16 protein-coding genes, 1 tRNA gene and 1 pseudogene are annotated in these 24830 nt (G+C 61.5%); 10 read left to right on the top strand and 8 right to left on the bottom strand.

Going from position 1 to position 24830, the window contains the following annotated elements; all coding sequences use genetic code 11:
• The first annotated feature begins 61 nt into the window (after window positions 1-61).
• The 3 genes from yghU to RT424_RS12885 all read left to right on the top strand — a co-directional run bounded on the left by yghU (window position 62) and on the right by RT424_RS12885 (window position 2702).
• Window positions 62-910, top strand: coding sequence for a glutathione-dependent disulfide-bond oxidoreductase (gene yghU / locus RT424_RS12895; RefSeq protein WP_313438680.1), 849 nt, complete (start codon window positions 62-64; stop codon window positions 908-910).
• Between the two features lie 85 nt (window positions 911-995).
• Window positions 996-1070, top strand: a tRNA-Gln gene (locus tag RT424_RS12890).
• A gap of 165 nt (window positions 1071-1235) precedes the next feature.
• Window positions 1236-2702 carry a hypothetical protein gene (locus tag RT424_RS12885; protein WP_313438678.1) on the top strand — a complete coding sequence of 489 codons (1467 nt, stop codon included), beginning with the start codon at window positions 1236-1238 and terminating at the stop codon, window positions 2700-2702.
• A gap of 48 nt (window positions 2703-2750) precedes the next feature.
• Here the strand turns inward: RT424_RS12885 and RT424_RS12880 are convergent, their stop codons facing one another.
• Window positions 2751-3332, bottom strand: coding sequence for a recombinase family protein (locus RT424_RS12880; RefSeq protein ID WP_313438675.1), 582 nt, complete (start codon window positions 3330-3332; stop codon window positions 2751-2753).
• Window positions 3333-3596: 264 nt separating this feature from the next.
• On the opposite strand from RT424_RS12880, the gene RT424_RS12875 reads away from it, so the two are divergent.
• A complete protein-coding gene (locus tag RT424_RS12875) occupies window positions 3597-3908 on the top strand; it encodes a hypothetical protein (RefSeq protein ID WP_313438672.1) in 312 nt (103 codons plus the stop codon).
• 85 nt (window positions 3909-3993) lie between these two features.
• Here RT424_RS12875 and RT424_RS12870 read toward each other — a convergent pair whose 3' ends face one another.
• The 5 genes from RT424_RS12870 to RT424_RS12850 form a co-directional block, all read right to left on the bottom strand.
• The gene (locus RT424_RS12870) at window positions 3994-6162 is read right to left on the bottom strand and encodes a M23 family metallopeptidase (RefSeq protein ID WP_313438670.1); all 2169 of its coding nucleotides are present in this window, start codon (window positions 6160-6162) and stop codon (window positions 3994-3996) included.
• A gap of 1155 nt (window positions 6163-7317) precedes the next feature.
• On the bottom strand, window positions 7318-10959 hold the full coding sequence (locus RT424_RS12865; protein ID WP_313438667.1) for a hypothetical protein: 3642 nt from the start codon (window positions 10957-10959) through the stop codon (window positions 7318-7320).
• A gap of 429 nt (window positions 10960-11388) precedes the next feature.
• The gene (locus tag RT424_RS12860) at window positions 11389-11667 is read right to left on the bottom strand and encodes a hypothetical protein (protein WP_313438664.1); all 279 of its coding nucleotides are present in this window, start codon (window positions 11665-11667) and stop codon (window positions 11389-11391) included.
• A gap of 242 nt (window positions 11668-11909) precedes the next feature.
• Window positions 11910-12317, bottom strand: a complete 408-nt coding sequence (locus RT424_RS12855) for a hypothetical protein (RefSeq protein ID WP_313438661.1) — start codon at window positions 12315-12317, stop codon at window positions 11910-11912.
• 115 nt (window positions 12318-12432) lie between these two features.
• On the bottom strand, window positions 12433-13875 hold the full coding sequence (locus RT424_RS12850; protein ID WP_313438658.1) for a tyrosine-type recombinase/integrase: 1443 nt from the start codon (window positions 13873-13875) through the stop codon (window positions 12433-12435).
• A 338-nt stretch (window positions 13876-14213) separates the two neighbouring features.
• Here RT424_RS12850 and RT424_RS12845 point away from each other — a divergent pair, with 338 nt between their 5' ends.
• The 3 genes from RT424_RS12845 to RT424_RS12835 all read left to right on the top strand — a co-directional run bounded on the left by RT424_RS12845 (window position 14214) and on the right by RT424_RS12835 (window position 19278).
• The gene (locus RT424_RS12845) at window positions 14214-14888 is read left to right on the top strand and encodes a hypothetical protein (protein ID WP_313438656.1); all 675 of its coding nucleotides are present in this window, start codon (window positions 14214-14216) and stop codon (window positions 14886-14888) included.
• A complete protein-coding gene (locus RT424_RS12840) occupies window positions 14827-16131 on the top strand; it encodes a site-specific integrase (RefSeq protein ID WP_313438653.1) in 1305 nt (434 codons plus the stop codon). The genes RT424_RS12845 and RT424_RS12840 overlap by 62 nt, the downstream gene beginning before the upstream one ends.
• Before the next feature lie 831 nt (window positions 16132-16962).
• Entirely contained in the window at window positions 16963-19278 is a 2316-nt protein-coding gene (locus RT424_RS12835) for an ATP-binding protein (RefSeq protein WP_313438650.1), read from the top strand.
• A gap of 139 nt (window positions 19279-19417) precedes the next feature.
• On the opposite strand, the gene RT424_RS12830 is transcribed toward RT424_RS12835, so the two are convergent.
• Window positions 19418-21988: an HWE histidine kinase domain-containing protein gene (locus RT424_RS12830; protein WP_313438647.1), complete on the bottom strand. Its 2571-nt coding sequence runs from the start codon at window positions 21986-21988 to the stop codon at window positions 19418-19420.
• Window positions 21989-22044: 56 nt separating this feature from the next.
• Between RT424_RS12830 and RT424_RS12825 the strand changes: the two genes are divergently transcribed.
• Window positions 22045-22590: a response regulator gene (locus RT424_RS12825; RefSeq protein WP_313438644.1), complete on the top strand. Its 546-nt coding sequence runs from the start codon at window positions 22045-22047 to the stop codon at window positions 22588-22590.
• 313 nt (window positions 22591-22903) lie between these two features.
• Here the strand turns inward: RT424_RS12825 and RT424_RS12820 are convergent.
• A pseudogene (locus RT424_RS12820) lies at window positions 22904-23672 on the bottom strand (transglutaminase-like domain-containing protein).
• Here RT424_RS12820 and RT424_RS12815 point away from each other — a divergent pair.
• Together RT424_RS12815 and RT424_RS12810 are read left to right on the top strand one after the other, a co-directional pair.
• On the top strand, window positions 23651-23959 hold the full coding sequence (locus RT424_RS12815) for a hypothetical protein (RefSeq protein WP_313438642.1): 309 nt from the start codon (window positions 23651-23653) through the stop codon (window positions 23957-23959). The pseudogene RT424_RS12820 and the gene RT424_RS12815 sit on opposite strands and share 22 nt — an antisense overlap.
• Window positions 23960-24075: 116 nt before the next feature.
• A complete protein-coding gene (locus RT424_RS12810) occupies window positions 24076-24807 on the top strand; it encodes a GAF domain-containing protein (protein ID WP_313438640.1) in 732 nt (243 codons plus the stop codon).
• The last annotated feature ends 23 nt before the right edge of the window (window positions 24808-24830 follow it).

The following is a 24830-nucleotide window of genomic DNA, read 5'->3' as shown; positions in this document are numbered from 1 at the left end:
CGGCCTTGTCACTCCTGGGCCCGCTTCCTAGATCAGCGGCCGCACTATCAAGGAGTTGATGATGGCCGACCTTACCTACACGCCGCCCGCAGTCTGGACCTGGGAACAGGGCAACGGCGGCGAATGGGCCAGCATCAACCGCCCCATCTCCGGCGCCACGCATGAGAAGCACCTGCCACGCGGCGAACATCCGCTGCAACTCTACTCGCTGGGTACTCCCAATGGCCAGAAGGTCACCATCATGCTGGAAGAGCTGCTGGCCGCCGGCGTGGCGGAAGCCGAATACGATGCCTGGCTGATCGACATCGGCGAAGGCGACCAGTTCGGCTCCGATTTCGTCTCGATCAATCCGAACTCCAAGATCCCGGCCCTGCGCGATTATTCCGGAACGGCGCCGGTCCGCGTATTCGAATCGGGCGCCATCCTGCTCTATCTGGCCGAGAAGTTCGGAAAGTTCGTTCCCGCCAACTACCCGGAGCGCGCCGAATGCCTGTCTTGGCTGATGTGGCAGATGTCCACTGCGCCTCTAATCGGCGGCGGTTTCGGGCATTTCTATGCCTATGCCCCGGAGAAGTACGAGTACCCCATCAACCGCTACGCCATGGAAACCAAGCGGCTTCTCGACGTGGCCGACAAGCGCCTTGGTGAAACCCGCTATCTTGCGGGCAACGAATATACGATCGCCGATATCGCCGCCTACGGCTGGTTCGGCGGCTTTGTACGCGGCGATGCCTATGGCGACGCCGCGACGTTCCTGGACGTTCCAAGCTACACGAATCTGGTTCGCTGGGGCGAGGAAATCGGCGCGCGCGAACCCGTGCAGCGCGGGCGCATCGTCAACCGCAAGGGCGAAGGCTTCGTCCGCGAGCGCCACAGCACTGCCGATATCGACGCGGTATTGAAGGCCTGACCGATCAAGTCGATGCCGATGCGGGAAAACTCTTCGATAAGGGCTTTTCAGCATCGGCATTAGCCGCTAAGCGCGCAATCCCTGCTGGGGCGTCGCCAAGTGGTAAGGCACCGGTTTTTGGTACCGGCATTCGCAGGTTCGAATCCTGCCGCCCCAGCCAGGTTTGAATTTCCCAATCAGATCAGTGCATTAGAGTTCGAGCTTGGCTTATTGTGGGCCATGTTCGTGGGCCAACTCTGTGGGTCGAATCCCGCCTTATACACATAGTCCTTGCGGAAATGGTTTGATCGGCCTTAGCGTCGTAAAACCAGCTAGGGGCCTTGAATTGCACAAGAATATTTTCGCGTACGGTTTCAGCCTTCCTGAGGTCGCAGGATTTGAGCCCCTTAGCTTGGCGTCGGCGCGTTCTATGCTGGATGCCGACATCATCGTCGTCGAACCGAGTCTGGGGACCTTTTCAACTTACGGTTCGTATCAAGGCGTGCCGAAGATGGAGGAGCATAGCTCCGCTCTTTACCGAGAGACGCAAGTTCGGTGGGCTGCGCAGCTTGATGCAGCACTCAAGGCAGGGCGGACCGTTGTCTTTTTCCTTACCAAGCCGGAAAAACGCTTCTTTTATACAGGCCAAACTAAAAACGTCGGCACGGCGGGGAAGCCGAGGCTGCAAACGATGGTGCAGCCATGTAGTAGTTATGACTTCTTACCTCTTCGCCTGCCCGACATGTCGGTTGCTGATGGTTTCGGGTTCGGCCTGACAAAAGAAGGAACTGAACTTCTAGCCGACTACTGGCGAGAGTTCGGACGTTATTCCGCCTACCGGTGCTATTTCGGAGCCGTCGGCGGATCAACGACTCTGCTGACGACGAAGGGCGGCGAACACGCCTTAGCTGCTAAGCTATCGATCGGGGGCGGCAGCCTGCTTATCCTACCTGAATTGACGTGGGATCACCTGAGCCAGGACGAAGCGGCAGATGAGGATGGGGACGAGGACGAGGACGAACAGACCGAGTATCAGTGGCCGGAAGAATATAAACAGTTCACGCTACGGTTACGCGACGCCATCTTGGGGCTAGATAGGCGACTTCGGTCAACCGAGGAACGAACCGAAGCTCCGGCTTGGGCGGCAGCGTCTGCATACCGATTGGATGCCGAAAGCGTGACCGAAGAAAAAATGCTAAACGTCACGGCTCAAATCGAGACCCTGCGCGCTCAACATGCTGAACTTGAAAACCAGCTTGAGCGAGACGGCGCACTTCGCGAGCTTCTTTACGAGACCGGCCCGCGGTTAGAAATGGCCGTGAGGTGTGCCCTCCGTATCCTCGGGTTTGAGGTTCAGCACTTCGAAGATGATCAGAGCGAGTTCGATGCGATCTTCGTCAGCGCTGAGGGACGCTTTATCGGTGAGGTCGAGGGCCGCGACAATAAGGCCGTGGACGTAAAGAAGGCTTCACAGCTTCACAGGAATATCAGCGAGGACTTCGCCAGAGACGATGTGGAGGAAATGGCCGTGGGTGTCCTCTTTGGCAATCCGCATCGCCTCATGCCACCGGAGGAGCGGGACGAGGCTTTTACCCGAAAGGTAGTCACGTTTGCTCAGACGGTAAGTTTGGTTCTGGTCCGGACGCCTGACCTATTTGTAGCTGCAAGGCATGTGAAGAACACGGGGGACATGGCGTTCGCGGAGCGATGTCGAATAGCCATCGCCGCCGCAGTAGGTTCTGTGGCAGAGTTCCCCGTAGTTGAGGGGGAAGCCCGCGCTGAAGTCCTCGTGAGCCCCGGCGGCGGCGAGTGAGGAAAAAAGCAGGGCATCGGGCCTACACGCCCGAAAAGATTGGAGCTGTTAGGCGTTCCCACGTTTCTCCACCCGCTGAATGGCCGCGCGGCTGACCCCGTACTCCTTTGCGAGTATGCCCAAGGAAACTCCCGACGACCTCTGAGCCCTGACGGTCTCTTGTTGCTCTTTGGTGAGCGCTGAGGGCCTTCCGAGAGTCTTCCCTTCAGCTTTCGCACGGCTCAGTCCTGCCTGCGTCCGCTCTATGAGCAAGTCTCGTTCAAACTCCGCCACGGCGGACAGGACGCCCATGGTCATCTTGCCGGCGGCGCTGGTCAGGTCGACCCCGCCAAGGGCGAGGCAATGCACACGCACTCCCTCCCCTGCCAGCCGTTCTATCGTCGCTCTAACGTCCATAGCATTACGCCCAAGGCGGTCGAGCTTCGTGACGATCAGCACGTCCCCCTCTTCCATGCGGTCTACAAGACGAGCGAACCCTCCTCGCTCCATTGCGGCCACAGAACCGGAGACAGTTTCCTCCACCACGCGCTTAGGCTCGACGCTGAACCCGGCAGCGGCGATTTCGCGCACCTGGTTCTCGGTGGCCTGGTCGGCGGTGCTGACGCGGCAGTAAGCGAAGGTGCGGGCCATGGATCGAAGCTCTGTAACGGAATGGTGGCTCGTTATGTGCTATGGATCGGAAGTGCGGTCAAGCTAATTTTCGATACACCTCACCGACCTGTATCGTAATCGCTCGTTTCCGAGCCATCGCTATCGCGGCCGCAGGCACAACTCGCCGCTGGAAAAGACCGTTTCGACTCAAAGCGCTCAGGCTTGTGGAACCATCATCTTACGGCGGTGAGACGTTCCGCTACATCGACGAAGCGCGCTGTTGCGCAACGGGGGACCTCAATCGTGATCCATCAGAACATTGCCATCACCAGCCGAGAAATGCTTGCGGACGAAAGCCGCCGCAGCACTAACCGGCTCCTCTACGGAATGGATGCCACGGAATGCCGCGGCCATCGGGCCCGCCGCCGGCTCAACCTTCTGAGGTTTGGCGTAGATACCGCGGTGCGCATCGACGGTCCCAACGGCGAGGCTGTCTTGACCCGTGACCAGGCAGTGCAGCGCATCCGCGACCTGAACGGCGAAGACCGCCGAGCCCTTCGCAGGGAACAGCAGCGCCGCTTGGCGGCTGGCCTGCCGCAGTTCTCTCGCGGCTGATCCCGCAGCCCGTCAGCAGTTCACTTTAAATCCGGTGCCTCAAGAACGGAGGCTCCCCGGATCAACCGAAGGAGCCTCCGCCCACTCACTTCTTCAATGCGCGGAGTGGGAACGTCTGCTGGAACCAAAGGTCCATGCGCCGTTCCACTCCGCCCATGTAGTCTCGGACCTTCTCCGGCGACACGTCGCCCCGGCCTAGCTCGGCCCGCACTTCATCCAGCTTTCCCCGGATCAAGCGTCGAGCCGCCTGCCCATCAACACCACGCGGCATCCGCACCTTTCCGAGCTGGCTGGCGTAAGCCTCTTCCCAGTTATTCAGGTCGTTGTCGGCTCCCTTATATTCAGGGCCCTTCACCCGTAGCGTCTGAACATTGTTCAGTTCGCCCCCGACCTCCCGCAGGAGGGCTTGGCGAATCTCGGGGTCCATTTCGCGCGCAACCATCGCGAGGAGCTTGCCAGTTGCGTCCGTGACGCTCGACCGGCCAGCGTAGACCGGACCAAGCAGCGTACCGACCCGACCACGGAGGTAGTCCTCTTTCGCGTCCTTTCGGTCTTCTCGGGCCCATGACGCGGCTTGCCGCGCATCTGAGACACGTTGCCGCCTGTCGCTGTCGATGATGTTCAGGAGCTGCATCCCCTGCTGCGGCGCGACCGCTCCGGCTCGGATAAGGCCTTGGACTTCAGCGACGGTCGGGTAGGTCCCCGTAGCACCCGACAGCCGGGAGATGAACGAGGCGGCGGTTGTTGCCTGGCGTTCCGACCTCTCCCGCTCCGCCTCCGCCTCTGCCCGCTGGCTATACATTCTCCTGAACTCCTGAAGGTGGAGGGTTTGTCCCGGAGAAAGAGAAAGTGGTCCCGTGAGCGTGTCCGCACCCGACGCCCCGCCTGGTCCCGTATCTGCCTGAGGTACGGCATCGGCCAAGCCACCGTCACCGAAGGCAGCCTGGAACGCGGGCGAGGAAGCGGCGCCGGAGGATGCCGGCTGTTCCGAAAAGTAGCCCGAGGGCGAGACCTTCTTTCCGCCAACCTCGACGGTCATGTGGACGTGGGGTCCGGTGGACTTTCCGGTGTTCCCGGAGAGGCCTAGCTCTGCGCCTGCCTCGACCCGCTGACCAACCTGCACCCCTCGCGAGGAGAGGTGGGCGAAGCCTACGATGGCTCCGTTGTCGAGCCTCACTCGGACCTGGTTACCACCTCGGGCGTTGCGCATGGAGGAGACGACCTCGCCGCCCATAGGGGCCACGATGGAGGTCCCGACGGGGACAGGGAAGTCCTCGCCGTTGTGTGCGCTTCCGCCGCTACGGGCATCGCCCATCTTGCCGGTGCGCTTCACCGAGGCGAACCCGGCGAAGGGCTGCATGAGACCGGCAGGAGCGGTTGTTGGAGCAGCTTCGGGCTGCTGCGGGTTGGCCTGCTTGGTCCACCCAAGGAGTCCGTCAATCATCTTGAGGCCACGGGCGGGGTCGCTCTGTTGCAGCTCACCCGCTGCGGCCTCAGTGGCCTGCATGAGGGTTTCGACTGCCTCTCGCCGGTCCACGAAGGGAAGCAGCCGGGAGAACTCCTCGGCCGGGTCGACGTGGATGCCTGCCTTGAGCTTCCCAACTACCGCCGTTGCCATGCTAGACAGACTCTCCTCGCCCATCCTCTTACGAATCATCGCGGAAGCCTGCGGGATGATCTCGCCGCGCGCCGCAGCCATCTGCGCGGCGAAGTGTCGGTTAGCTGCGGGGGAGCCGAAGTCCCGAAGGGATTCATCCTCGTTCACAGCAAAGTCGCGGTTCTGCTGCTCAAGGAAGGCGGCAACCTCGGCTTCCCGCTTTGCAGGGTCGGGATCGGTCTGGTTCTGAATGAGTTGTTGAACGCCCTGCGCCATGGCAGCTCGTCTCGTCGACCAGTCAGCATCACCGCGCTGCCAGAGCACCCCGGAACGATAGGCATTCGACTCGGCCTCTTTCTCCGGGTCGACAAGGCCGGCTGCCGCTGCCTCGGCACCCTGAGCTTGATCGGCCTCCGACTGCTTTGCGGCGCTCGCTTCCTGGTACTGCTGAAAATCCGACGCGGCTTCTTTGACCATGCCAAGAGCGCGCATCAGCTCTCCGGCGCCGCCATCCCCGCGGGAGGCGTTGCGCATGTCCTGATAGTATCGGCGGGACGGAGCGTCGGTATTCTGCCGGGAGAACATCCGGTCGCGTCCTTGGGTGACGCGCCCTTGCTGCGCGGTGCGTACTCGGAGCTGGGATAGATCGGAGGCCATGTGAGTGGGTCCTTGGGCTATGCGGGGCTGCGCAGTGCGCTCCCGCCAGTGTCGTGGGGTGGTGGATCAAATGCGGGCGGGCTCGGCGGGCTCGGCGGGGCCCCGCAAGACAGCCCACCCCTTTCCAGCGGAAGGTAGTCGCCGTGCTATTGGAGGAACCGGGGCCGATGAGTGGACCCACGGCTCCCTGCGTGGCCCCCGCATGGGGGGAACCGGTGCCAGCCGTCGGTGGCGTATCTTGCTTCGGAATTTTTTACAGAAAGCGACCGGCCTTCGGCTGCGGAACGAGCAAGCATATGGGGCGGCGACCCGGCAGAGACGCACCGGGCCGCCTTAGTTCCGCCACCGCTGGCGAAATCGTTTCCGCAGATGTGGGCTAGAGCACGAAGACCGCTTCGATGGCGACCCGCAAGCGCGCGGTCAGTCCGTCGGCATGGCCGGCCAAACCTTCGTCTATATGCTCCACGCTGATGTTGAAGGCTCTCGCTAACACTTCCCGCCCGAGAGTCGTCGTGCGGAGGAAGCGCCTTCGGCCGTCAGCCGGGTCCGGCTCTTGGTACAGCCACCCTAATCCCGGACGTGTGCTCACATAATCCGAGCGTTTACGGGGCTCCGCCATGAATAACTTGTAGGTCGACGCAAACTGTCGGTTCACGGCTGGCCCGAACTCCGCCTTTATTTCGACGTAGGTCCTAGGGGCTCCAGCAAGGTCATAACGCGCAGCTGCCAAGAAGAAGGCGAGTTGCGAAGCGGTCGACCGATAAGGCATATCCTCGGAGAGCCGGACTAAGCACGTCAGCCAGCTTCCGCCGTCAGCCTTACGCGTCGTAAAGGAGTTGTCGTTAGCGGCGTACGGCACGACTATAGGTGCCGCGCTGCTTGCGCAGTCGGTAGGATGAATGTCCATAATGATCTTTCTGTGCGGTGGTCGGATAGGGAGAAGGTCCGCTGTCTCGGCGGAGCAATCCTTCATGTCCTGTTAGATGGGGATTCAGAGTAGGTAGGACGGAGGACACCCCGCGGTGCTCCTGAAGACCACCTTAGGATCACCTAAGGTTACTTCCTTCCATGTATCCTTCCCCCAAGGGTGAGTGCTAATTGCCACTCGATACAACGATTGGCCGGGACAGACTGCTCCATCCCGGCCAATCGTTGTTACATTACAGGTTCAGGCAGCCCGTAAGCCGCCACGTCTTCACGCGCTGACGTTTGCGCATCACGTCGGGACATGCCCTCTGCCATGTAGTCCGCCAGCGACTTCGTGTATTGTCTCTTGGAGGCAAAGCCGGGGCTACGCTCCTCAAGGATTTCCCAAGCGGGCTTATTGAACTCCCGCATCGTCGCAACAACTTCAGAACGCTTCTGATCTTTCGAAGGCAGGGTCCGAAACCAGGGGTCTGCGAACAGTTCGGACAGAGCCTCCTCCATCGTCTGCCCGCGGTCGTTCACCGCCTCCTTACCTCTGATCTTCCGAACCTCCGAAAGTTCTTCGCTGGTCAGCGAGAAGCCGTCCGGGTCGGACTTACGGATCGTGCTGATGTCGATCTTCAGGCGGCGGAGTTCGCGTTTCACGTCGGACATAGGCCCGCCTTCGGTCAGCTCGGAGTTGCCGAATTGGACACCGCCGGCACGAGACTTCACCTCATCACCTAGTGGGTCGACACGAGGTGCCATGCCCCAGCCAGCGCCGGGGATGTGGCGAAGGAGCTGGTCCATAAACCCGACTGCCTCGATGGAGGACGAACGGAAGGTCTCGTTGATTTGGCGAGAGATGCCTCCGAAGGGGACCATGCGGCCGACTGAGCCGCCCGCGGTCCTCTCAGCGATCCCGAGGGCTTTCTCCAGGTCCTCAGCCGAGGCCAGCTCGACGAGGTCTTGCAGGCCCTTGAGGTAGGACTTGTCGAGGATGCTGTCGCGAGCTGCGAGGTAGGCCGTGCTCAGGCCGGTAATGAGGGCCTGCTGCTGGTCGTACTCGGTCCCATCGGCAAAACCTTCCTTGAAGGCCTGACCGACCATCGCTCCCATCCCGAGGGTGAAGGCGAAGGGGTCCACGCGGCCGAACTCGAAGAAGCCGCCTCCCGGAAGGTTAATCCGGTTGGCAGGACCAGCATCGAGATTGCCGGAGCTGTCGAAACCCCCGTTGGTAGCGGTGACGCCTCCCACTAAACCGAGGGCGAGACCGGATTGGAACACCATCGTACCGACCTCCACCCGAGCCTGCTCCAGCGTTGCTGCGAGCTTCTCGTCTGCGGTCGCACCGGCACGAGCGCCGCGCGCCAAGATGTCCTGAACCTCAGCGCTGCGAGCGGCGAGGGGGCCATAATTCACCACACCCTGCTCGAAGAGACGGATGGGCGTCCGCACGAACGGCACAAAGACCGCCGTGAGTAATGCCGGAACCTTGTCGAAGAAGGCTGCCGACGCCTTACCTAGCTCTGATTGAGGGCCGTCCATGAACAAGACCCGGTCAGCTTCATCCTCGACGATCTTGTGGAGGTCTGCGAGGAATTCGCCTTCCCCGGTGAGGGGACCGTCTGCCGCCAGTAGGGCAGCGTCGACACGCTGTAGGAGGTCTGCCGTCGGCAGCTCGGCAAGCTCTTGCGCCCGAGTCTGGACGTAAGAACCAAGCCGCTCCTGAGGGACGCCGGCCTCCACCGCCTCGCGAGTAGCGAAGCGGGTTGCTTGGGCGTAGGTCTCCTTGACCCGCACGAAGTTCCGACCCCAATCGTCGACGGCGCCAGTGAACAGCTTCATGCCGAAGGAGCCCCCAGCGTCGACCACGTTGGCCGTTACGGCCCGGGCCCGCTGGAGGTGGTAGACGATATTGGCAAGGGCGCTGTCGCCGGCTGCCTCACGCGCTCCATCGATCCGGGTGTTGAACTCTCCGACGTCAGCCACGTTCAGGCGGAGCCTCTCGCGGAACTCACGCAGCTCCGGCGGGACGAACCCATCAGCGAGCATGGTGGTCTTCTTGAGGCGAGCCTTGGCAGCGACGACGCCGGTGCCCCAGCCCACGCCAGCGATCCGCTCGACGTCTCCCCAAAACTCCCACTGGACCCGCTTCATGAGCGCCTTCAGGCCGGCCTTGTGGGCCTTCCAATAGACGGCCCTGCCGGTGTCCCGTTCGAGCTTGAGGGCGAGGCCGGCTTCCACCTGACCGCCCTTGACCATCCCACGGGCGGCCCAGCTCTTAGCCAGGTCGTTGCGGAAGAAGTCATTGAGGACGAAGCCGACGGTGTTGAATAGGCCGGTCGCGGGGGTCAGCGCGTTGGAGCGCAGGAACAGCGAGACGGAGTTGAGGGTGCGGGTCCATGCCGTCACGGCAGCCGCACGTTCGGGGTTCATCAGGACGTCTGCGAGCTTGTCGCTGTCCGCCATAGTCCGAACCTGACTGAGCAGATGGCTCAGCCCTTCGTCATCCAGCTCTCTCAGGGAACCCTGCACCCGCTTGCTGATCGCCTCTCGGCTCTCCAGCTCGTAGATGTCGTCGGCAACATCGACCATCCGGGCACGGGTGCCGTGCGACAGGATTGATAGTGCTCGGCCGGCGTTAGAGACGATCCCACGGGCAATGGCGAAGCGATGAGCCGCGTCAGTCAGTTCCTCCGCCAGCTTGTCGCGGGAACCCTCGACGCCCTTGAGGACGTCCGGCAGGAGTTCGGTGCGAAGGCGGATGACCTTGGCCGTGGTCGAGAACATGACGTGTTGAGCAATACGCGTCTTGATGTAACCCTTTTGGCTCTGCTCGAAAGCCTCCTCAAGGTCACCGAGGGTGACGCCCTTCTTCAGCTCTTTACCGACCTCGGACTCCATGCCCTTCACGGTACGCGGCTTGATTCCGGCTTTCTCTGCGAGCTTCTGCGTAGCGAATTCAAAGGCCTCGGCAGCACGGACAACCTCGTCGGTAGTCAGCTCCGTGTCCCCAAGGTCGATGCCGAGGAGCGATCGATAGTGCGGGTCGGTCAGAACGGAGCCGTCGGCTTCCGCCTGCTCGATGCGCGAATAGAGCTTCTGCGCTTCGACCCCGGAGAGCTTGCCAAGCCTCTTGGTGATTGCCGCTCGGGCTGCCCCGGGTTCACCGAGGAGTTCGCGGGCGGAGATTAGGGCTCCGTCCTCTATGGTGTCCGAGATGCTCTCACGGGCTCCGAGCTTGACCGAGGTGTCGAGCCCCAGCGGGTCTTTCGTCGGAGCCTTGGCCGCGCTGGCCGGAGCCGTATCGAGGACGTCCACAGCTTCCCGCCGGATCGACGGGGGGATCAGCGAACTCTCCATGTTGATCGGAGCGCCGCGCTTGAACATGGTGCGGACCTTGTCGAATCCTAGCCGGCCGACGGGCATGACCATCCCTTCAAGGATGTAGCCGCCGAGGCCGCCGATGGCCGCACCGACAGCGCCGCCCGTAAGGCGATCTTGGAAGCCGCCCTCGGCCGAACCGACGCCGTAGAGGCCACCCATGGCTGCGCCGCTGAGGACTGCACCTCCCACGCCCTTGCCCGCCGCCAGCTTGTTGCCGATGGGGACGAGGGCGCCGGCTACTTGGCCGGTGAGGAAGGCGGTGCCGTGGTTCTCCTGAGCGCTGCTGAGGATTGCGCGGTTCTCATCGACGTTGGCACCGAAGATGTCGCCAAAGTCGCGTTCGCTGTTCCAGACGTTCTCACGCCCGTCGGTCAGGCCGATGGAGTCTACGAACGCCCCGGCCTCATCAAGGAAGCCGAAGGTGATCGTGTCGGCCACGCCGAGCATGAAGCTGCCGGCGGTGTCGGGATCGTCGCCACGACGGACGCGGGTGGTGCCCACGTCGCGCCCCGGGGCGTCTCGGGATTCTTGAAAGGATTCGGGCTCAGCGTACTGCGCCATGAACTGTTTGCTAGGCATTTTGCCTCCGGTGTTCGTGAGCTATTGAGGGGGGTGCCGAACAATCGCCTAGGGGCCTCCTGCTCGTAGAGCTGAGGCGTTCTTCGGTTCGATCATCAATGATGAGGGCTAATCAGGGAGAAGGAAGGACACACTAAGACGTCCGAAGGGCCTCCCTCGGTGCACCTAAAGTTGCATCCTTCCCTATCTCTTCCCCGAGGGTGAGTGCTAATTGCCCACGGCCTAATTCACTGCACAGTCGTCTACGCAGCCGGCAGCCATCTTCGGCGGCATCCGGGGTCCCCCGCGTCAGCAGGCTTTTCGCGAAATCTGAAGCGCAACCAACTAGGCGGCTGCGCGGCAAGAAACCGTCTAGCCGCTGCCTACCGGAGCCTCGACGCTGGACCAGCTTTCAGCCCGACAATGCATCGCAGCGCGCCTCAGCAACTCAAGCACTGCGATCTTAGCCTGCCAGTCCGTTTCATCATCAAACAGATTGGTGACGGCTATCACACCGCAGGCTGGCAGCACCTTGCCGGCTTCCAGCAGCAAAGACCGTATGGCAGCTCCCGCAGCGGCCAGGTGTTCCGAATTGAATGGATCGTAGTCCGGGCTCGAACCACGGGAGGCGATGTTGTCGAGTTCCACCATGAGCACATTGCATAGGCAACGAAGCTCTCGGCGGTGCTGTAGGAGGCGGGCGGGCGACACTTGTGGCATGGGCTTCTCCTTGGCCGAGACCTACGCACCATGCGCGAGTTCATTAGACCAATGGTGAGGCCCAATTAAATGGGCCTAGAAGCTCCTAGGAAGCGATCTCAGTGCGCCGAAGCGCAGCCGCCACCTTCCCTTCAAAATCCACGATGCCCTCTGATAACGCCCCTGACGCCGTTCTACGAGAATGCCTGAAGAAATACTTCGCGGCCCTCTTCGGTAAGCCGCAGCAACTTCCGCCGTCCATCTTTCGGGTCAACCTCCCTCGTCAACCAGCCGAGGCCGTGCTGTCGGCAGTCGTAATCCGAACGCTTCCGCTGCTCGTCAAGGAAGACACGGTAGGTCGTGTGCAGACTCCGGCTCACGTTAGGTCCAACCTCATCCCGCAACTCGGTGAAGGTGCACGGGCTGTCGGCAAGATCGTGCATGGCCGCCGTCAAGAAGAACATGAGCTGAGCAGTGGTACAGCGCTCCGGCAGCGTCTCCGAAATCTTCTGAAGGGAGGACAGCAGGATCATGTTCAGAGCGATCGCGTTCCCGCCGCGGCTGAGGCTTTGGGACCTGCTGGCTACGCTGGGGTTGAACACGTTACCTCCATTGATCGCTGCCCACTGAGCGGCAGCCGTCTGCTAACACCGGCTTTGCGCCCCAACAAGAATCCCAATAGTGTAGAGCGATTACAAGCCGTTGGCGCTGCTGTTTTCACTTGGTGCATTGAGGCTCCGGCAGGTCAACGCCGGGGTAAGCAATCAGCGCGACTATCTCCGCCTTGCGAGCCAGCGTGATCCCATGCGGGGAGTAACGGCTGTAAGTAAAGCCTCTTTCATGGCCGAGAATCTGCGCCGCCTCATTCTCTGGTATTCCGGCCCGCTCGAATATCTGTGTCACGTTCTTGCGGAAGGAGTGAAAGGTCTGGCGGCGATCAGTAAACCCCCTGCCGCTCTTGAACCTGCTGAACTCCCGCCCCGCGTCGGCCCCCGCCTTTTTACCTGGCCCCTCGGGATTGAATCCAGGCCACACTCGCGCGTGGGCAGGACCCTCCCGCCTCGACAGCCACAGCAGCTTATTGTGAATAGGAACTTGCCGCCGTCCCGCTGGCGTCTTTGCGTCTGCCACTTGGATGAACGACACCCCTTCGGCGTTTTTTATCTGCCCGTAGGTCAGAGAAGCGATTTCGTCCAACCGCAACCCAGTAAACAGACCAACTAGCATAATCTCCGTCACATCCTGCCGAGCAGGCGGTGGATCGAACAGCTTGGCGAGGTCGTCGCTTTCCCACGGCAAGTAGCCGTGCACGTTGACACCTGGTTTAAGGCGCCGCCTGTGACCGGCGAAGGGGTTGATGCCTTCGCACCTTCCACGCTCCTCCGCCCACCTCCATGCCTCCTGCAATGTTGTCATGTGCCTGTTCATTGTGGCATCCGAGAGACCCGCATCTCGGCCCCCGAAACGCCGCAGCAGCTCTAGCCAAGGCAAGTTCCTCGCTGAAGACGACCTCGCCCACATTGGGTCCAGACAGCGCATCTGGTCAGCAAAGCTCGCTGCGTCCTGTCGCCGCACGTCGCGCATGGGCCGCTCACCGAAGAAGCCTGCGAACAGCGCAAACGTCGCCTTCTTCTGCTGCTCTGTGTTGCTCTTACGGAGCCCGGGCTTCACCTTCCATGCCGCGAGGTAGTCGGCAGCGGTCTCTGCGAAAGTCGGCTCCAGCTCCGGCCTCACTGTTATCGGCTTTCGCTGTAACTGCGCCGCCGCGTCCTGAAGGGCGGCGACCCGCGCTTCTTCTAGCGGGCTTAGGTCTCTGCCGTCGGTAGCATCCTCCAGCTTGTTAAGCTCGTGGTCGATTCCGGCCAGCTCGGGCATAAGGTCCCCGCCCCCATGAAGCTGGTAGACGCCGCTAGCAGCCTCCGCGCGGAGCTGCTCGTACAGAGAACGGAGCGCCGCCTTGGGAGCCGCGGCCCTGCCCGACCGCTCCGCCCATTCCGCCTTTAAGAGTACCTCCCACAGATCGGCCTCGATTGTGGCCGAGCGTCGATCAGTAGCGGTAAGCGTCCTGTAGACGTGTTCCGGCTCACCGGCGCCGCGAATAGAAGCGGGCACCCGCACTTTCGCTCGCCACTTATGTCCTCGCTGCTGCAACGCCGCCATGTGAAAGATACCTTGTGGGCCAAGTCTGTGGGCCAGCTTTGTGGGCCCGACATGCGCAGAAATCAAGGCTTTCAACGGCATTCAACACGTTAGGGGCAGTCTTGCTCCGCCTCCTGCCGCCCCAGCCAGGTTAGGATAAGTCCTTGATATAGGAGTGCGGCAGAGCGCGGATTTCGGCGAGTAGCCACCGCGTGTAGCCACGAAAGGGGACCGTCCCCGTGCACACCTGCTCCCAGCTGTTCCGCCGCGGCGCCGTCTACTATTACCGGCGGCAGGTCCGATGGTCCGACGGCCGAAAATATCGTATAGCCCTGAGCTTGCTGACGAGGAGACTCGAAGTGGCGAGATCGCGCGCGGCCCACCTCTCCAGTGCTGCAGACTTCCTGCAGCGCGGGCTCGACCGCGCCGACCCGCCGATTCCTTTCCTGCAACGCTGCGAAATTTTTCGCCGGCGCCTCCTCGCCGAGCGCGATCACCTCGAGGCATTGCATCACGAGATCGTGCGGTCGGTGCCCCACGACGTTGATCCGGAAGCGCAAGTCGAGACGGTGTTCAATGGCGTCGAACGCTTTTCGCGTGCCGTGGTAAGCGGCGGCATGCCGAACGCGGCATCGACCGCAAAACTAGCGGCCGAGGGGCTCATTTTGAACTCGCAGACTATCGCGCTGTGGGATGCCGAGGTCGACAGCGCGATCGCCCAAGTCGCCCTTACGGATGACGCCGCAATGCGCCAGGCCATGCTGAAGATCATCCATGAGGCGCGAATCGCCGGTATTGCAGAGTTTCGCCAACGCCTGCTCTCGCCCGCCAGCGGCTATGAGCTAGCGCTCACCAACCAGCCTTCCACGATCGATCATCCCAGTGGATCAAGCCAGCCCGAGAAAAATGCGGACAATCCGCTGCCGTTTTATCAAACTGCCCTTCCCGAACGCGGTGTGCCGGTTCGCGGTCGTGCAGGCGCTGCGCGGCGTTGGACAGCCCAAAGCGGGCGGCGGCGCCGCGCCCAAACTTAAAAAGGCGCGCCATACCTGGGATCCTAAGACGCTGCGCCAATTCGAAAGCGCGGTGATGCTCCTCGACAAGGCTTGCCCAAGGCCGATCTGGCAACTTTCACAGTCCGACCTCGATCACTTCGCCGCCCTGCTCGACCGACTCCCGACCCGCAGCCATCACAAGACGGCACGGCATGAGGCGATGTCGCTCGAGGAGATCGCCAGCGAAGCAGAAGCTATGGTCGCCGCTGGCACGCTGTCGGCGGAGGCGATCGGGCTGATGCCCCAAACCACGAATCGTCATTTTCGCTTTTTGCGGGCGCTATGTGAGTGGGTGAAGAAGCGCGTGCCGCAAATGCCCGAGTTGGACTGGTCCGACTTCATTATCGATGAGGCGAGCGACAGCCGCGAACAGCGCGACGCCTTCACCGCCGATCAGGCCTGCACGTTGTTCCAGCTCCCGACCTGGACGGGCTTCGACAACCTCGCGCGGCGTAATCGGCCGGGTGAGCGGATCGTCCATGACGTCGCCTATTGGCTCCCGCTTTTGGCGCACTATACCGGCGGACGCCGCAACGAACTCGCCAATCTTATGCTGGCCGACATCGGCGTCGAGGACGGCATTCCTTACCTACGCATCGACGCAACCGATACGGGCCGGGTCAAGACCCCGCGTTCGAAAAGGTTGATCCCGATCGCCGATGAACTCATCAGACTTGGATTCTTGGGATACGTGGCCGCCATGCAGCGTGACGGACAACGCCTGCTGTTTCCCGATCTCGTTCCGGGCACGCCAGGCCAAACGATGGGCGACGTTTACTACAAACGCTTCTGGCGGGCCCTGGCTCGGCAACTGCCGTTCCTGAAGCCCGGGCAAGCGATGCATGCGTTCCGGCATCTGGTATCGACGGAACTGAAAGACGCTGAAGTCTTCGAGGAAAATCGGAGTGACCTGCTTGGCCATGCGGGGCCGAACGCGATGGCCGATCGTTACTCGAAGGCTTCCGCGCTGCTGAAACTTCAAAAGGTCGTGAACAAAATCCCGATTGTTACCGGCCACCTTCAGGCAACGCAGCTAACGCTTTGCAAGGATCACTGGATAAAGGCGGCACCGCCCTCGCCCCTCTCGCCAACCGACAAGGACATCGCGGGTCGCTCCCGTCGGTCAATGCCATGCGCGCCCGTTACGCCAGCCCAACGTGCGACTAGCGGCAAACGTCGAGGGAGCGGCAGCCTCTCGCATCAATCGCTCAGCCGCCTCTAACAGCTGAACAGGTACAGTCAGGTCGAAGTTTGGTTTTCAGAACGGCAACTTGATGACCGAGCCTGCCTCCAAGCCGAATGATGCGCCCGACGCACGGCATACCAGAATGGCGCCCAGACCTTCAAAAAATCAATCGGGATCTTCCGCAGCCCGTCGACCGGTTATGGGACTTACCCGAATGACGGCTTCGGAGCGGTTCATTGCGATAAGCTGTCATTTCAGGCGACTTCAGCGCGCATTCGCGGAGGCGCGCATGGAACATTCGCGACAGTCTGCTTCAGATAGTCATCACGCTTTCTTCGGACGTCAGTTGTTAGTAATGGGAGAACTCCGTTGATGCAGACTTCCCGGACGCTTCTCTGGCGAAACGTCCAGCCCGCGGCTTCCCGTTCAGCAGACCAAAACTTAAAGCCGATGCGGATCTCGAGCGTTTGTGCAAACAGCGACAGTTGAGTGATCCGGTCGGCAAAACGCCACGCTAATCAGCCACATGTGGGTCGATCCCGGCGCTTGCCAAATGGAGTGCTTCATCCGCTGTAATTGAGATTTCCTTGCACGCGGCGCTTCGGCTATGGCAGCCCGATAATCAGGCTCGCGAGCCCTTGCCATATCGGCAGTGGAATGCGGCTTCCAGGGTCTTGCAACATGTCCACCGTGCCGATTGTAGATAACGATCTCGTTGCAGGCAATCTTCCCTTTCCCGCGGACAGCAGCAAATGCGCCGATCTCATCGTTCGCAAGGACTGGTCGGCAACACCCCTCGGTCCGATAGAGCGATGGCCGCAATGCTTGACCAGCGCCCTGTCCATCATTCTGTGCTCGCGGGTTCCCATGGTCATACTGTGGGGTGCGGCGGGCGTCATGCTCTACAACGATGCCTATTCAGATTTCGCAGGCGGGCGCCACCCTGATAGCCTTGGCTCCAATGTGCGTGAGAGCTGGCCGGAAATCGCAGAGTTCAACGATGCCGTCCTGAAAGCGGGCCTCACGGGCAAGTGCCTGCGCTACCGCGATCAGGAAATGTCCCTGCTTCGCAGTGGAGCCCCGGAACGTGTCTGGATGGACCTGGACTACTCTCCGATTCTCGGCGCCTCTGGCGTGTCAGAGGGTATCATCTGCGTCCTCACCGAGACGACCCAGCGTGTCCAGGCGCAGCGTCGCAGCGCGTTTCTCCTTTCGCTGTCAGATGATCTTCGCCCATTGAAGACGCCGGCCGAGATCACCAATCTAGCCGCCCTGCGCATTGGCGAACTGCTCGACGCCAGCCGGGTGTTCTACGCCGAGATCACCAGCAGCGGCATGATGACGGTCGAGCGCGATTATGCGCGCCGCGTCGGTTCCATTGCCGGTGTTCATTCGCTCGCTTCGTTCGGACCCGATCTGCTGGCCGCCTACCGCAACGGCGCTCCGGTCGTGGTACGCGACGTTCCCGGCGACGAGCGCCTGAGCGCGCCCGCCCGGGCCGGGCTGACGGCCAGGGAAGTTGGCGCTTTCATCGACGTTGTTTTGTTCGAGGAAGAACAGTGGGTCGGCCTGCTCGCGGTGCAGAACGCCTCGCCCAGGATCTGGAGTGAGGCGGAAGAAACACTCGTCCAGGAAGTGGGCGTACGAGTAAAGGCGGCCATCGAGCGAGTCCGCGCCGAACGCGACCGACTGTGGGACCTCTCGCAGGACCTTCTCGCGCGTGCCGATTTTGCGGGCATGATGTCGGCGATCAATCCAGCCTGGACCCGTGTATTGGGCTGGAGCGAGAATGAGCTGCTAACGCGCGGCTATGCCAGCATAATGCATCCCGATGATGTGGCGCATTCCCTAGACGCCATTGCCAGAATGGCGCAATCGCGCGAGCCTGCACGCTTCGAAAATCGTATCGCGACGCAGGACGGCATCTGGCGAAGCATCGAATGGACTGCGGCCCCCGAACCGGATGGCATCAACTTCGTGGCGGTCGGCCGCGATCTGACCGATGCCAGGGCGCAGGAGGCGGAACTCGAAGCAGCACAGGAAGCCTTGCGCCACAGCCAGAAGATGGAGGCTATCGGGCAATTGACTGGTGGGATTGCGCACGACTTCAACAACATGCTCACCGGGATCATCGGCAGTCTCGATCTTGTTCAGCGCAACATCGCGGCAGGACGGCTGGACCGGGTGGATCGCTACATTGCGGCTGGCAATGCCTCCGCGCAGCGGGCTGCCGCCCTTACCGCGCGTCTGCTGGCATTCGGCAGGCGCCAATCCCTTGATTTGCGGACCACCGACGTCAATGCCCTTGTGACCGGCATGAGCGAACTTCTGGGCCGTACGCTTGGCGAACAGACGGTCCTGGAGACCCATCTAGGGGCCAGTTTGTGGACAGCGGCGACCGATATCAACCAGCTTGAGAGCGCGCTGCTGAACTTGTGCATCAACGCCAGGGATGCGATGCCGGACGGTGGCAGGCTCATCGTCGAGACCGATAACATCGAGCTCGATCAGTTCTACACCCGCGATTACCCCGACCTTGTGCCTGGCGAATACGTGGTCCTGAGCGTCAGCGATACCGGCACCGGCATGGACGCTTCGACGCTCGACAAAGTGTTCGAACCGTTCTTCACGACGAAACCCGTGGGACAGGGCACGGGCCTCGGGCTATCGATGATCTACGGGTTCGCCCGCCAGGCTGGCGGACATGTGCGCATTTACAGCGAGCCGGGCGTCGGAACGACGGTGAAACTGTTCATGCCCCGTGCCTATGGCGCTGCGGAAGCGGCTGAACAGGGCACTCCGCAGCTCGCCCAGGGCCTGGGGGAAACCGTAATGGTGGTCGAGGATGATCCATCGGTTCGCCTCATCATCACAGAAGTGCTTCAGGAATTGGGCTACGAGGCGATTGAGGCCGCTGATGCCCAAGCGGCCATTCCGGTCCTGCAATCGACCGAACGGATCGATCTGCTGGTGACGGATGTGGGATTGCCCGGCCTCAATGGCCGTCAGCTCGCCGAAATCGCGCGCCAGACCAGGCCCGACCTCAGGGTTCTCTTCATCACGGGTTATACGCAGGCAGCCTCGGCCCGCTCTGGTTTTCTGCCTGCCGGCATGGAGATGCTGACCAAGCCATTCTCAGCGGAATTGCTGGCGACGAAAATAAGGGAGATCATCGAGCGGTGAAAGCTTATGATGTCCCGGCTAGCCAGCCCGATCGCCTATCGAGCTGGCAAACTGAGATGCATGGATCCTTGCCCCTTATCTGCCGCACCTGAGAAATCGACGTCTGCGGCGGGGCGCTACGCTTGCGCCTGGAAAACGGTCAACTCATAGGTTCCAAGCCGAGCAGTTCCTCGGCCGCTCGCGCGAGATTATGGGCGGTGTAGGGCTTTTGAACCACCATCCTCGCCCTGTGCTCATCGGGAAGCTTCGCCTGCTCCCCGTAACCCGACGCGAAGAAGAAGGGCACGCCCATTTCCAACAACCGGTCCGCGACCGGGAAGCTCGTCTGGTCGCCAAGGTTGATGTCGAGGACTGCAAAGTCCGGGGCGTCGCCATCGAGCGCGTCGTGGGCAGCTTCAACCGTCGATACTGCGGTGAGTTCGGCACCAAGCCGGGTCAGGATATCTTCTGCATCGAGGGCGATGATAAGGCTGTCCTCGACGAGCATTACCGACCTTCCGGACAGCAGGTCCGCCGGCGGCGCATTCTGTGCGTGATGCGGGGGCGCCGGAAGCTTCACATACGGCCCCTGATGATTGCGCGGCACGGACACGTGACGCGCCGGAATGCGGAACCTGGCCCGCACGCCCGCAGGATCATAATGGATTTCAGAGGAGCCCCCCAGGTCATATGGCACCGAACGGTCGACGATAGTGGTGCCAAAACCTTTGCGTGTAGGCGGCGTTACCGGCGGGCCGCCTGCTTCTTGCCAGGTGAGGACGAGATCATTGGCGTCATTGCGATCCCAGGCGATGCGTACTTCGCCCTCGCCCGACAAGCTGCCGTACTTTGTCGAGTTCGTGACCAGTTCGTGGATGACGAGCGCCATCGTTGAGTAGGCTTGCGGATTGAGCAGCAGCGGCGGGCCTTCGGAGAAGATCGAGGTTTCCTTGTCGGCGGCAAATGCGGCAGCCTCCGCATCGATGAGCGCCTGCAATGGGGCGGGTCCCCAGTGATCGTCCGTGATCTGATTGTGCGCGCGGGCAAGCGCATGGATGCGTCCATCGACCACCTTCACGAAATCGCGCACCGCATCCTCGTCGGGCTGGGATTGGCGGATCAGGCCGCGAATGACGCCAAGGATGTTGCGAACGCGGTGGTTGAGTTCCGCGATCAGCAGCTCCTGGCGCGCATTGGCTTGATGCCGCTGCGCTGCGGCCTCGTCCGCAAGACGCAGGACGACTTCGATGAGCGTCGCGCGTAGTGTTTCTGCCACCCGCATTTCGGACGAGGTAAACGGCCGCGAGCGGCCCTCCACGTTCTCTCGCCACTCGGCAAAGCTTTCGCGCGGCGTCAGACGTGGTCCATTGGGACCATAGGCGATGGGCTTGTGCGGGTCACCGGCCCAGCGCACCGATTCCCGCATCTCTGAGCGGAACAGCACGACATAGTCGCGCGGAGAGCGGGAAATCGGAATGGCAAGCAGCCCCGAAGCTTGGGGAGCGAACGCGGCCGCCTTGTCGACTAACGACCCGATGTGGTCCGTCGCAAAGACCTTACCTGCGGCTGTCCCGTTCAGGGCCCGGACAATGCGGCGGAAGTCATCCGTCGGGGGCGTCACGCCGGAGAAAGCATAGCTGCCGTTTACCCACACCCCGACACCATCGGCCGGGACCGCGCTGGTCAGGATGTCGGCAAGCCAATCGGGGTCGTTGAGCAGGGTTTCATCTGACGCGACGGCACCCAGCAACTGGTCCGAAATATCGCGCGCGCGGCGCTCGTACTCGACGAGTTCACGCCGCTCGCGGCTCTCGAGCCGCATCGAGAACATCTGGGCGAAGAGTTCGCTGACCGAACGGCGCTCGAAGGTAGGCGCGCGCGGGGAATAGTGATGGCAGGCGAACAAGCCCCAAAGCTCGCCGTCGACCAGGATGGATATCGAGAGAGATGCCTCGACGCCCATGTTCTTGAGGTATTCGATGTGGATCGGCGAAACAGAGCGCAGCACGGACAGCGAAAGATCGAGGGGCTTGCGGTGCTCGTCGAGCGCCGGCACAATTGCGACGGGCACGCAGTTCACATCCCGGATCACCCGGATGAGGTTGCGCTTGTAGAGGGCCCGGGCCTGGCGGGGAATATCGCTTGCCGGGTAATGCAGCCCTTTGAAGGAGCCAATGCCCGACTTGCAGGCTTCGGCGACAACCTCGCCCGCACCGTCGGGTGCAAACTTGTAGACCATGACCCGGTCGTAGCCGAGCAGCGCACGAATTTGGCGGGCACCTTCCTTGTAGAAGGCTGGCAGGTCCGGCTGGTTATCGAGCCTTGTCATCATTGAGCGGACCGCGCCCGATGCATCGCCATTGCTGTGGGCACCCGGCTCGGCTTCGATTATGATCTGGCCGCCCGAGTTGTGGATCGCGATGTCGAAGGGAGGGCCGTTCTCACTGATCTGGCACCCGAACATGCGTTCGACCGTATCAGGGGAAATCAGATAGGCGACCCTGTTGCGCAAGTCATGGACGAGCTTGGGCGGAAGGAGTTGAGTCAGCGGCGTTCCGATGACCGCCTTGGCGTCGAACGGCAGGAACTCCCCAAGATTTGCCGAGACGCGCGCTATGATCCAGTCGGTGCTGACCGCAATGAGAAATCCGACCGGTTGGATCGCCCCCAGGAGGTGAATCGGCTCCCGGTCGCAGTTCGTCAGGTCGACATGAAATTCTGCGTCAGCCACATTATCCCCAATCAGTAAGGCCGCTACGCCGAAAAACTACCGTTCAACAAACCTGAATGCTGACGGTTCCCGCCAAGTGCCAATGGCGCGGTGCCTATGATCGCAGCGTGAAATTCAGCGTGAGCCCGCCGGATGCTGGATCAATTCCAAGGCTCTCGACGTTGCTGGTCGAAACATCTGGAGCAGACATGCCGGACGATTGCAGACCCTTTGCCCTTATCGCGGATGATGATCCTCTGGTGCGGATGAACTCGGCCGAGATCCTCGAGAATGCCGGATTTCAGGTATTCGAGGCAAGCGGCGTGGAGCAGGCGGCGCAAATCCTGGATGCCAATGGCGGCAAAATCAGCTTGCTCTTCACCGACGTCCAAATGCCGCCGAGCCAGCGCGACGGCTTCGATCTTGCCAGAGTGTGCGCCGCTGCCTGGCCCGACGTTCACATTCTCGTCGCCTCCGGGATGGTCCAGCCAACCGAGGATGACCTACCCGAGGGCGCCATCTTCATAAACAAGCCCTTCAGTGCCGAGGTGGTCTATGATCGCCTGCAGGAACTGCTGCCGGATGATGAACAACCAGCGCCGCTCCGACAGGCGAACCCGTAAAGGACCGCTTTCCGGTAAAAACTGTGCTGGTTGAAAGACAAGGCAAGTAAGCGTTGCTCGCAGGTTACTTCGCAGCTGATGGCCGGTTGAGACCGGCAGTAGAGGGGTTCGCTTGTGCCGCGACGCCACTCGGCGAAAAGTTTCTGACCAAGCCTTTTGCGGTAGAAACGCTGGGCGCGCGGATCGGCGAGATGATTACCGACGTGTAGAAGGACACTTCATGTCACTGGCCTCGAGGAATTCTGAAAGCACGGCCATCAGCGCTCGAGCCGCCGAAGGCGCCGCCGCGTGAACTGGTAGGTCCACCCCCAGCTCATCCGACAGATTCGACTTCAGCCGCATAAACATCAAACCTTTTCAGCTCGGCCTGACCAAAAGCGGTGGTGAGGGCAACATCGGTCGCGTCTCGCCCGCGGGCCATCAGAACCCGGCCGATTCGCGGCTTGCTGTGACGGGCGTCGCGCGTGTACCAGTTGCCGTCGATGTAGACATCGAACCACGCGCTAAAATCCATCGGTGCATCCACGGGCGGCACCCCGATATCGCCAAGATACCCTGTGCAGTATCGGGCCGGAATGTTCAGGCAGCGGCAAAACGTGATGGCAAGATGAGCGTAGTCGCGGCACACGCCCTGCCGTTCCTGGTAGCCGTTCCACGCGGTCTTGTCCGGTCGGGCGTGGTGATAGCCGAACTCTATGTGGTCGTGAACGAAATCGACGATCGCATCCACCCTGTCGCGCGCAATGAGGTAGTGACCAAAGTTGCTCCAGGCGACGTCCATGAGACGGGTCGGTCTCGCAATAGCGGCTTGCAAGGAGGAAGGGCATTACGAAGTCGGGCAGATCTTCGACGGCCATCTGGGGGGCGTTCGGAGCGGAAAAGTCAGGCTCGCCGTTATCCTCGATCACGAATTCGCACGATAGCGTCGCGCCGCCCGGCGGCAAACCGAAGCGTGTGGCCACGTTTCCGAAGGCGTCCTCGAACTGATAGAGTGGGATATCTGGCTCGGCCATAAGCCGCTGCGCAGATCGCAAGTCCTGATGCCGCGAGAGATGCAGGCATGGACGGTCTGTTTCGCCCATGGGATGTGGGCATCCTGCACTGGCTGGGGAACACGGATTTAGCGTTGGCGATGCGCGATCTCCTCGCCGACAAAGGCGACATTACCGTGGGAGACAACGTACCTTATGCGATGGACGAAACCGATTATACTGTCCCCCTCCACGCCTTCTCCCACGGTATTGCGTATGCCGAGATCGAAGTGCGCCAGGACCTGATCAGCAATCTTACCGGCCAGAAATCGTGGGCGCGTCCCTTGGGAGATGCCGCATGCGAGGCGCAAGCCATGCTGAATGGGAAAAGAGGGTAGCTGCCGGGCTCGGAATTTTCGCGCCGCTGAAGGTCGGTTCATGCCAGACCTTGCTCGTTCATTCCTGATCGTCATGACCGTACTGCCATGCTAAGGGCATGGGCTGAAAGGTTTCCATGACCCAAAATCGTGCTTCCCGGCTGGAATCGAACGCATCGCAGTCGTTCCTCGTAGAAGCCAGCGAACGCCTGGCATCGGCCAGGTCGATGCCCGCGGTCGTAGAGGTCCTCCGTAATACGGCGCGTGCCGCAATCGGCGCCGATGGGATCGCAGTCGTGCTCAAGGACGGCGACGAATGCTCGTACGTTGCCGAAGACGCCATCGCCCCGTTGTGGAGTGGACGCAGATTTCCCGCCGACCAGTGCATTTCCGGCTGGTCGATGCAGCATGTCGAGACCGTGATCGTCAGCGATGTACGAGCGGATCCGCGCATTCCACAGACCGCTTATGAACCTACGTTTGTTCGCAGCCTTGCCATGGTGCCGATCGGTCGCCCCAATCCTGTCGCTGCGCTGGGCGCCTACTGGTCCACCACGGGAACCCCGCCCGAGGGAAGCATTGCCCGGCTGGAAAGCTTGGGCCGGCTTGCGGCGATCGCTGTGGAAAATGCAAGGTTGCTCGACCTCAACCGGGAGGACGCGCGCCTCAAGGCCACCATGCTGGCGGCAGGGCGGATGGGCCTTTGGTCGTTTGACGTTGCGTCGGGCACGCTCGATGCTTCCGCAGCCTGCCGAAAGAACTTCGGACGCGATCCGGCGCTGCCATTCACCTACGATGACCTGCAATCGGCGATCCATCCGGATGACCGAGAGTGGGGGTGGGTTCAACGGGTGGAGGCAACACTTTAATCTTTTGAGGAAGATGGAGTGTC

The organism is Novosphingobium sp. (assembly GCF_032093395.1).
In the GTDB taxonomy this organism is placed as follows: domain Bacteria; phylum Pseudomonadota; class Alphaproteobacteria; order Sphingomonadales; family Sphingomonadaceae; genus Novosphingobium.
Note: the sequence above shows the minus strand (reverse complement) of the source record. Positions and strands in the feature narration are given on the sequence as shown.

Coding starts and splice junctions, on each gene's coding strand:
- yghU (WP_313438680.1), top strand. CDS start 62: ATGGCCGACCTTACCTACACGCCGCCCGCAGTCTGGACCTGGGAACAG.
- RT424_RS12880 (WP_313438675.1), bottom strand. CDS start 3,332: ATGGCCCGCACCTTCGCTTACTGCCGCGTCAGCACCGCCGACCAGGCC.
- RT424_RS12870 (WP_313438670.1), bottom strand. CDS start 6,162: ATGGCCTCCGATCTATCCCAGCTCCGAGTACGCACCGCGCAGCAAGGG.
- RT424_RS12860 (WP_313438664.1), bottom strand. CDS start 11,667: ATGGTGGAACTCGACAACATCGCCTCCCGTGGTTCGAGCCCGGACTAC.
- RT424_RS12850 (WP_313438658.1), bottom strand. CDS start 13,875: ATGGCGGCGTTGCAGCAGCGAGGACATAAGTGGCGAGCGAAAGTGCGG.
- RT424_RS12835 (WP_313438650.1), top strand. CDS start 16,963: ATGGTCATACTGTGGGGTGCGGCGGGCGTCATGCTCTACAACGATGCC.
- RT424_RS12825 (WP_313438644.1), top strand. CDS start 22,045: ATGCTGACGGTTCCCGCCAAGTGCCAATGGCGCGGTGCCTATGATCGC.
- RT424_RS12815 (WP_313438642.1), top strand. CDS start 23,651: ATGGACGGTCTGTTTCGCCCATGGGATGTGGGCATCCTGCACTGGCTG.
- RT424_RS12810 (WP_313438640.1), top strand. CDS start 24,076: ATGACCCAAAATCGTGCTTCCCGGCTGGAATCGAACGCATCGCAGTCG.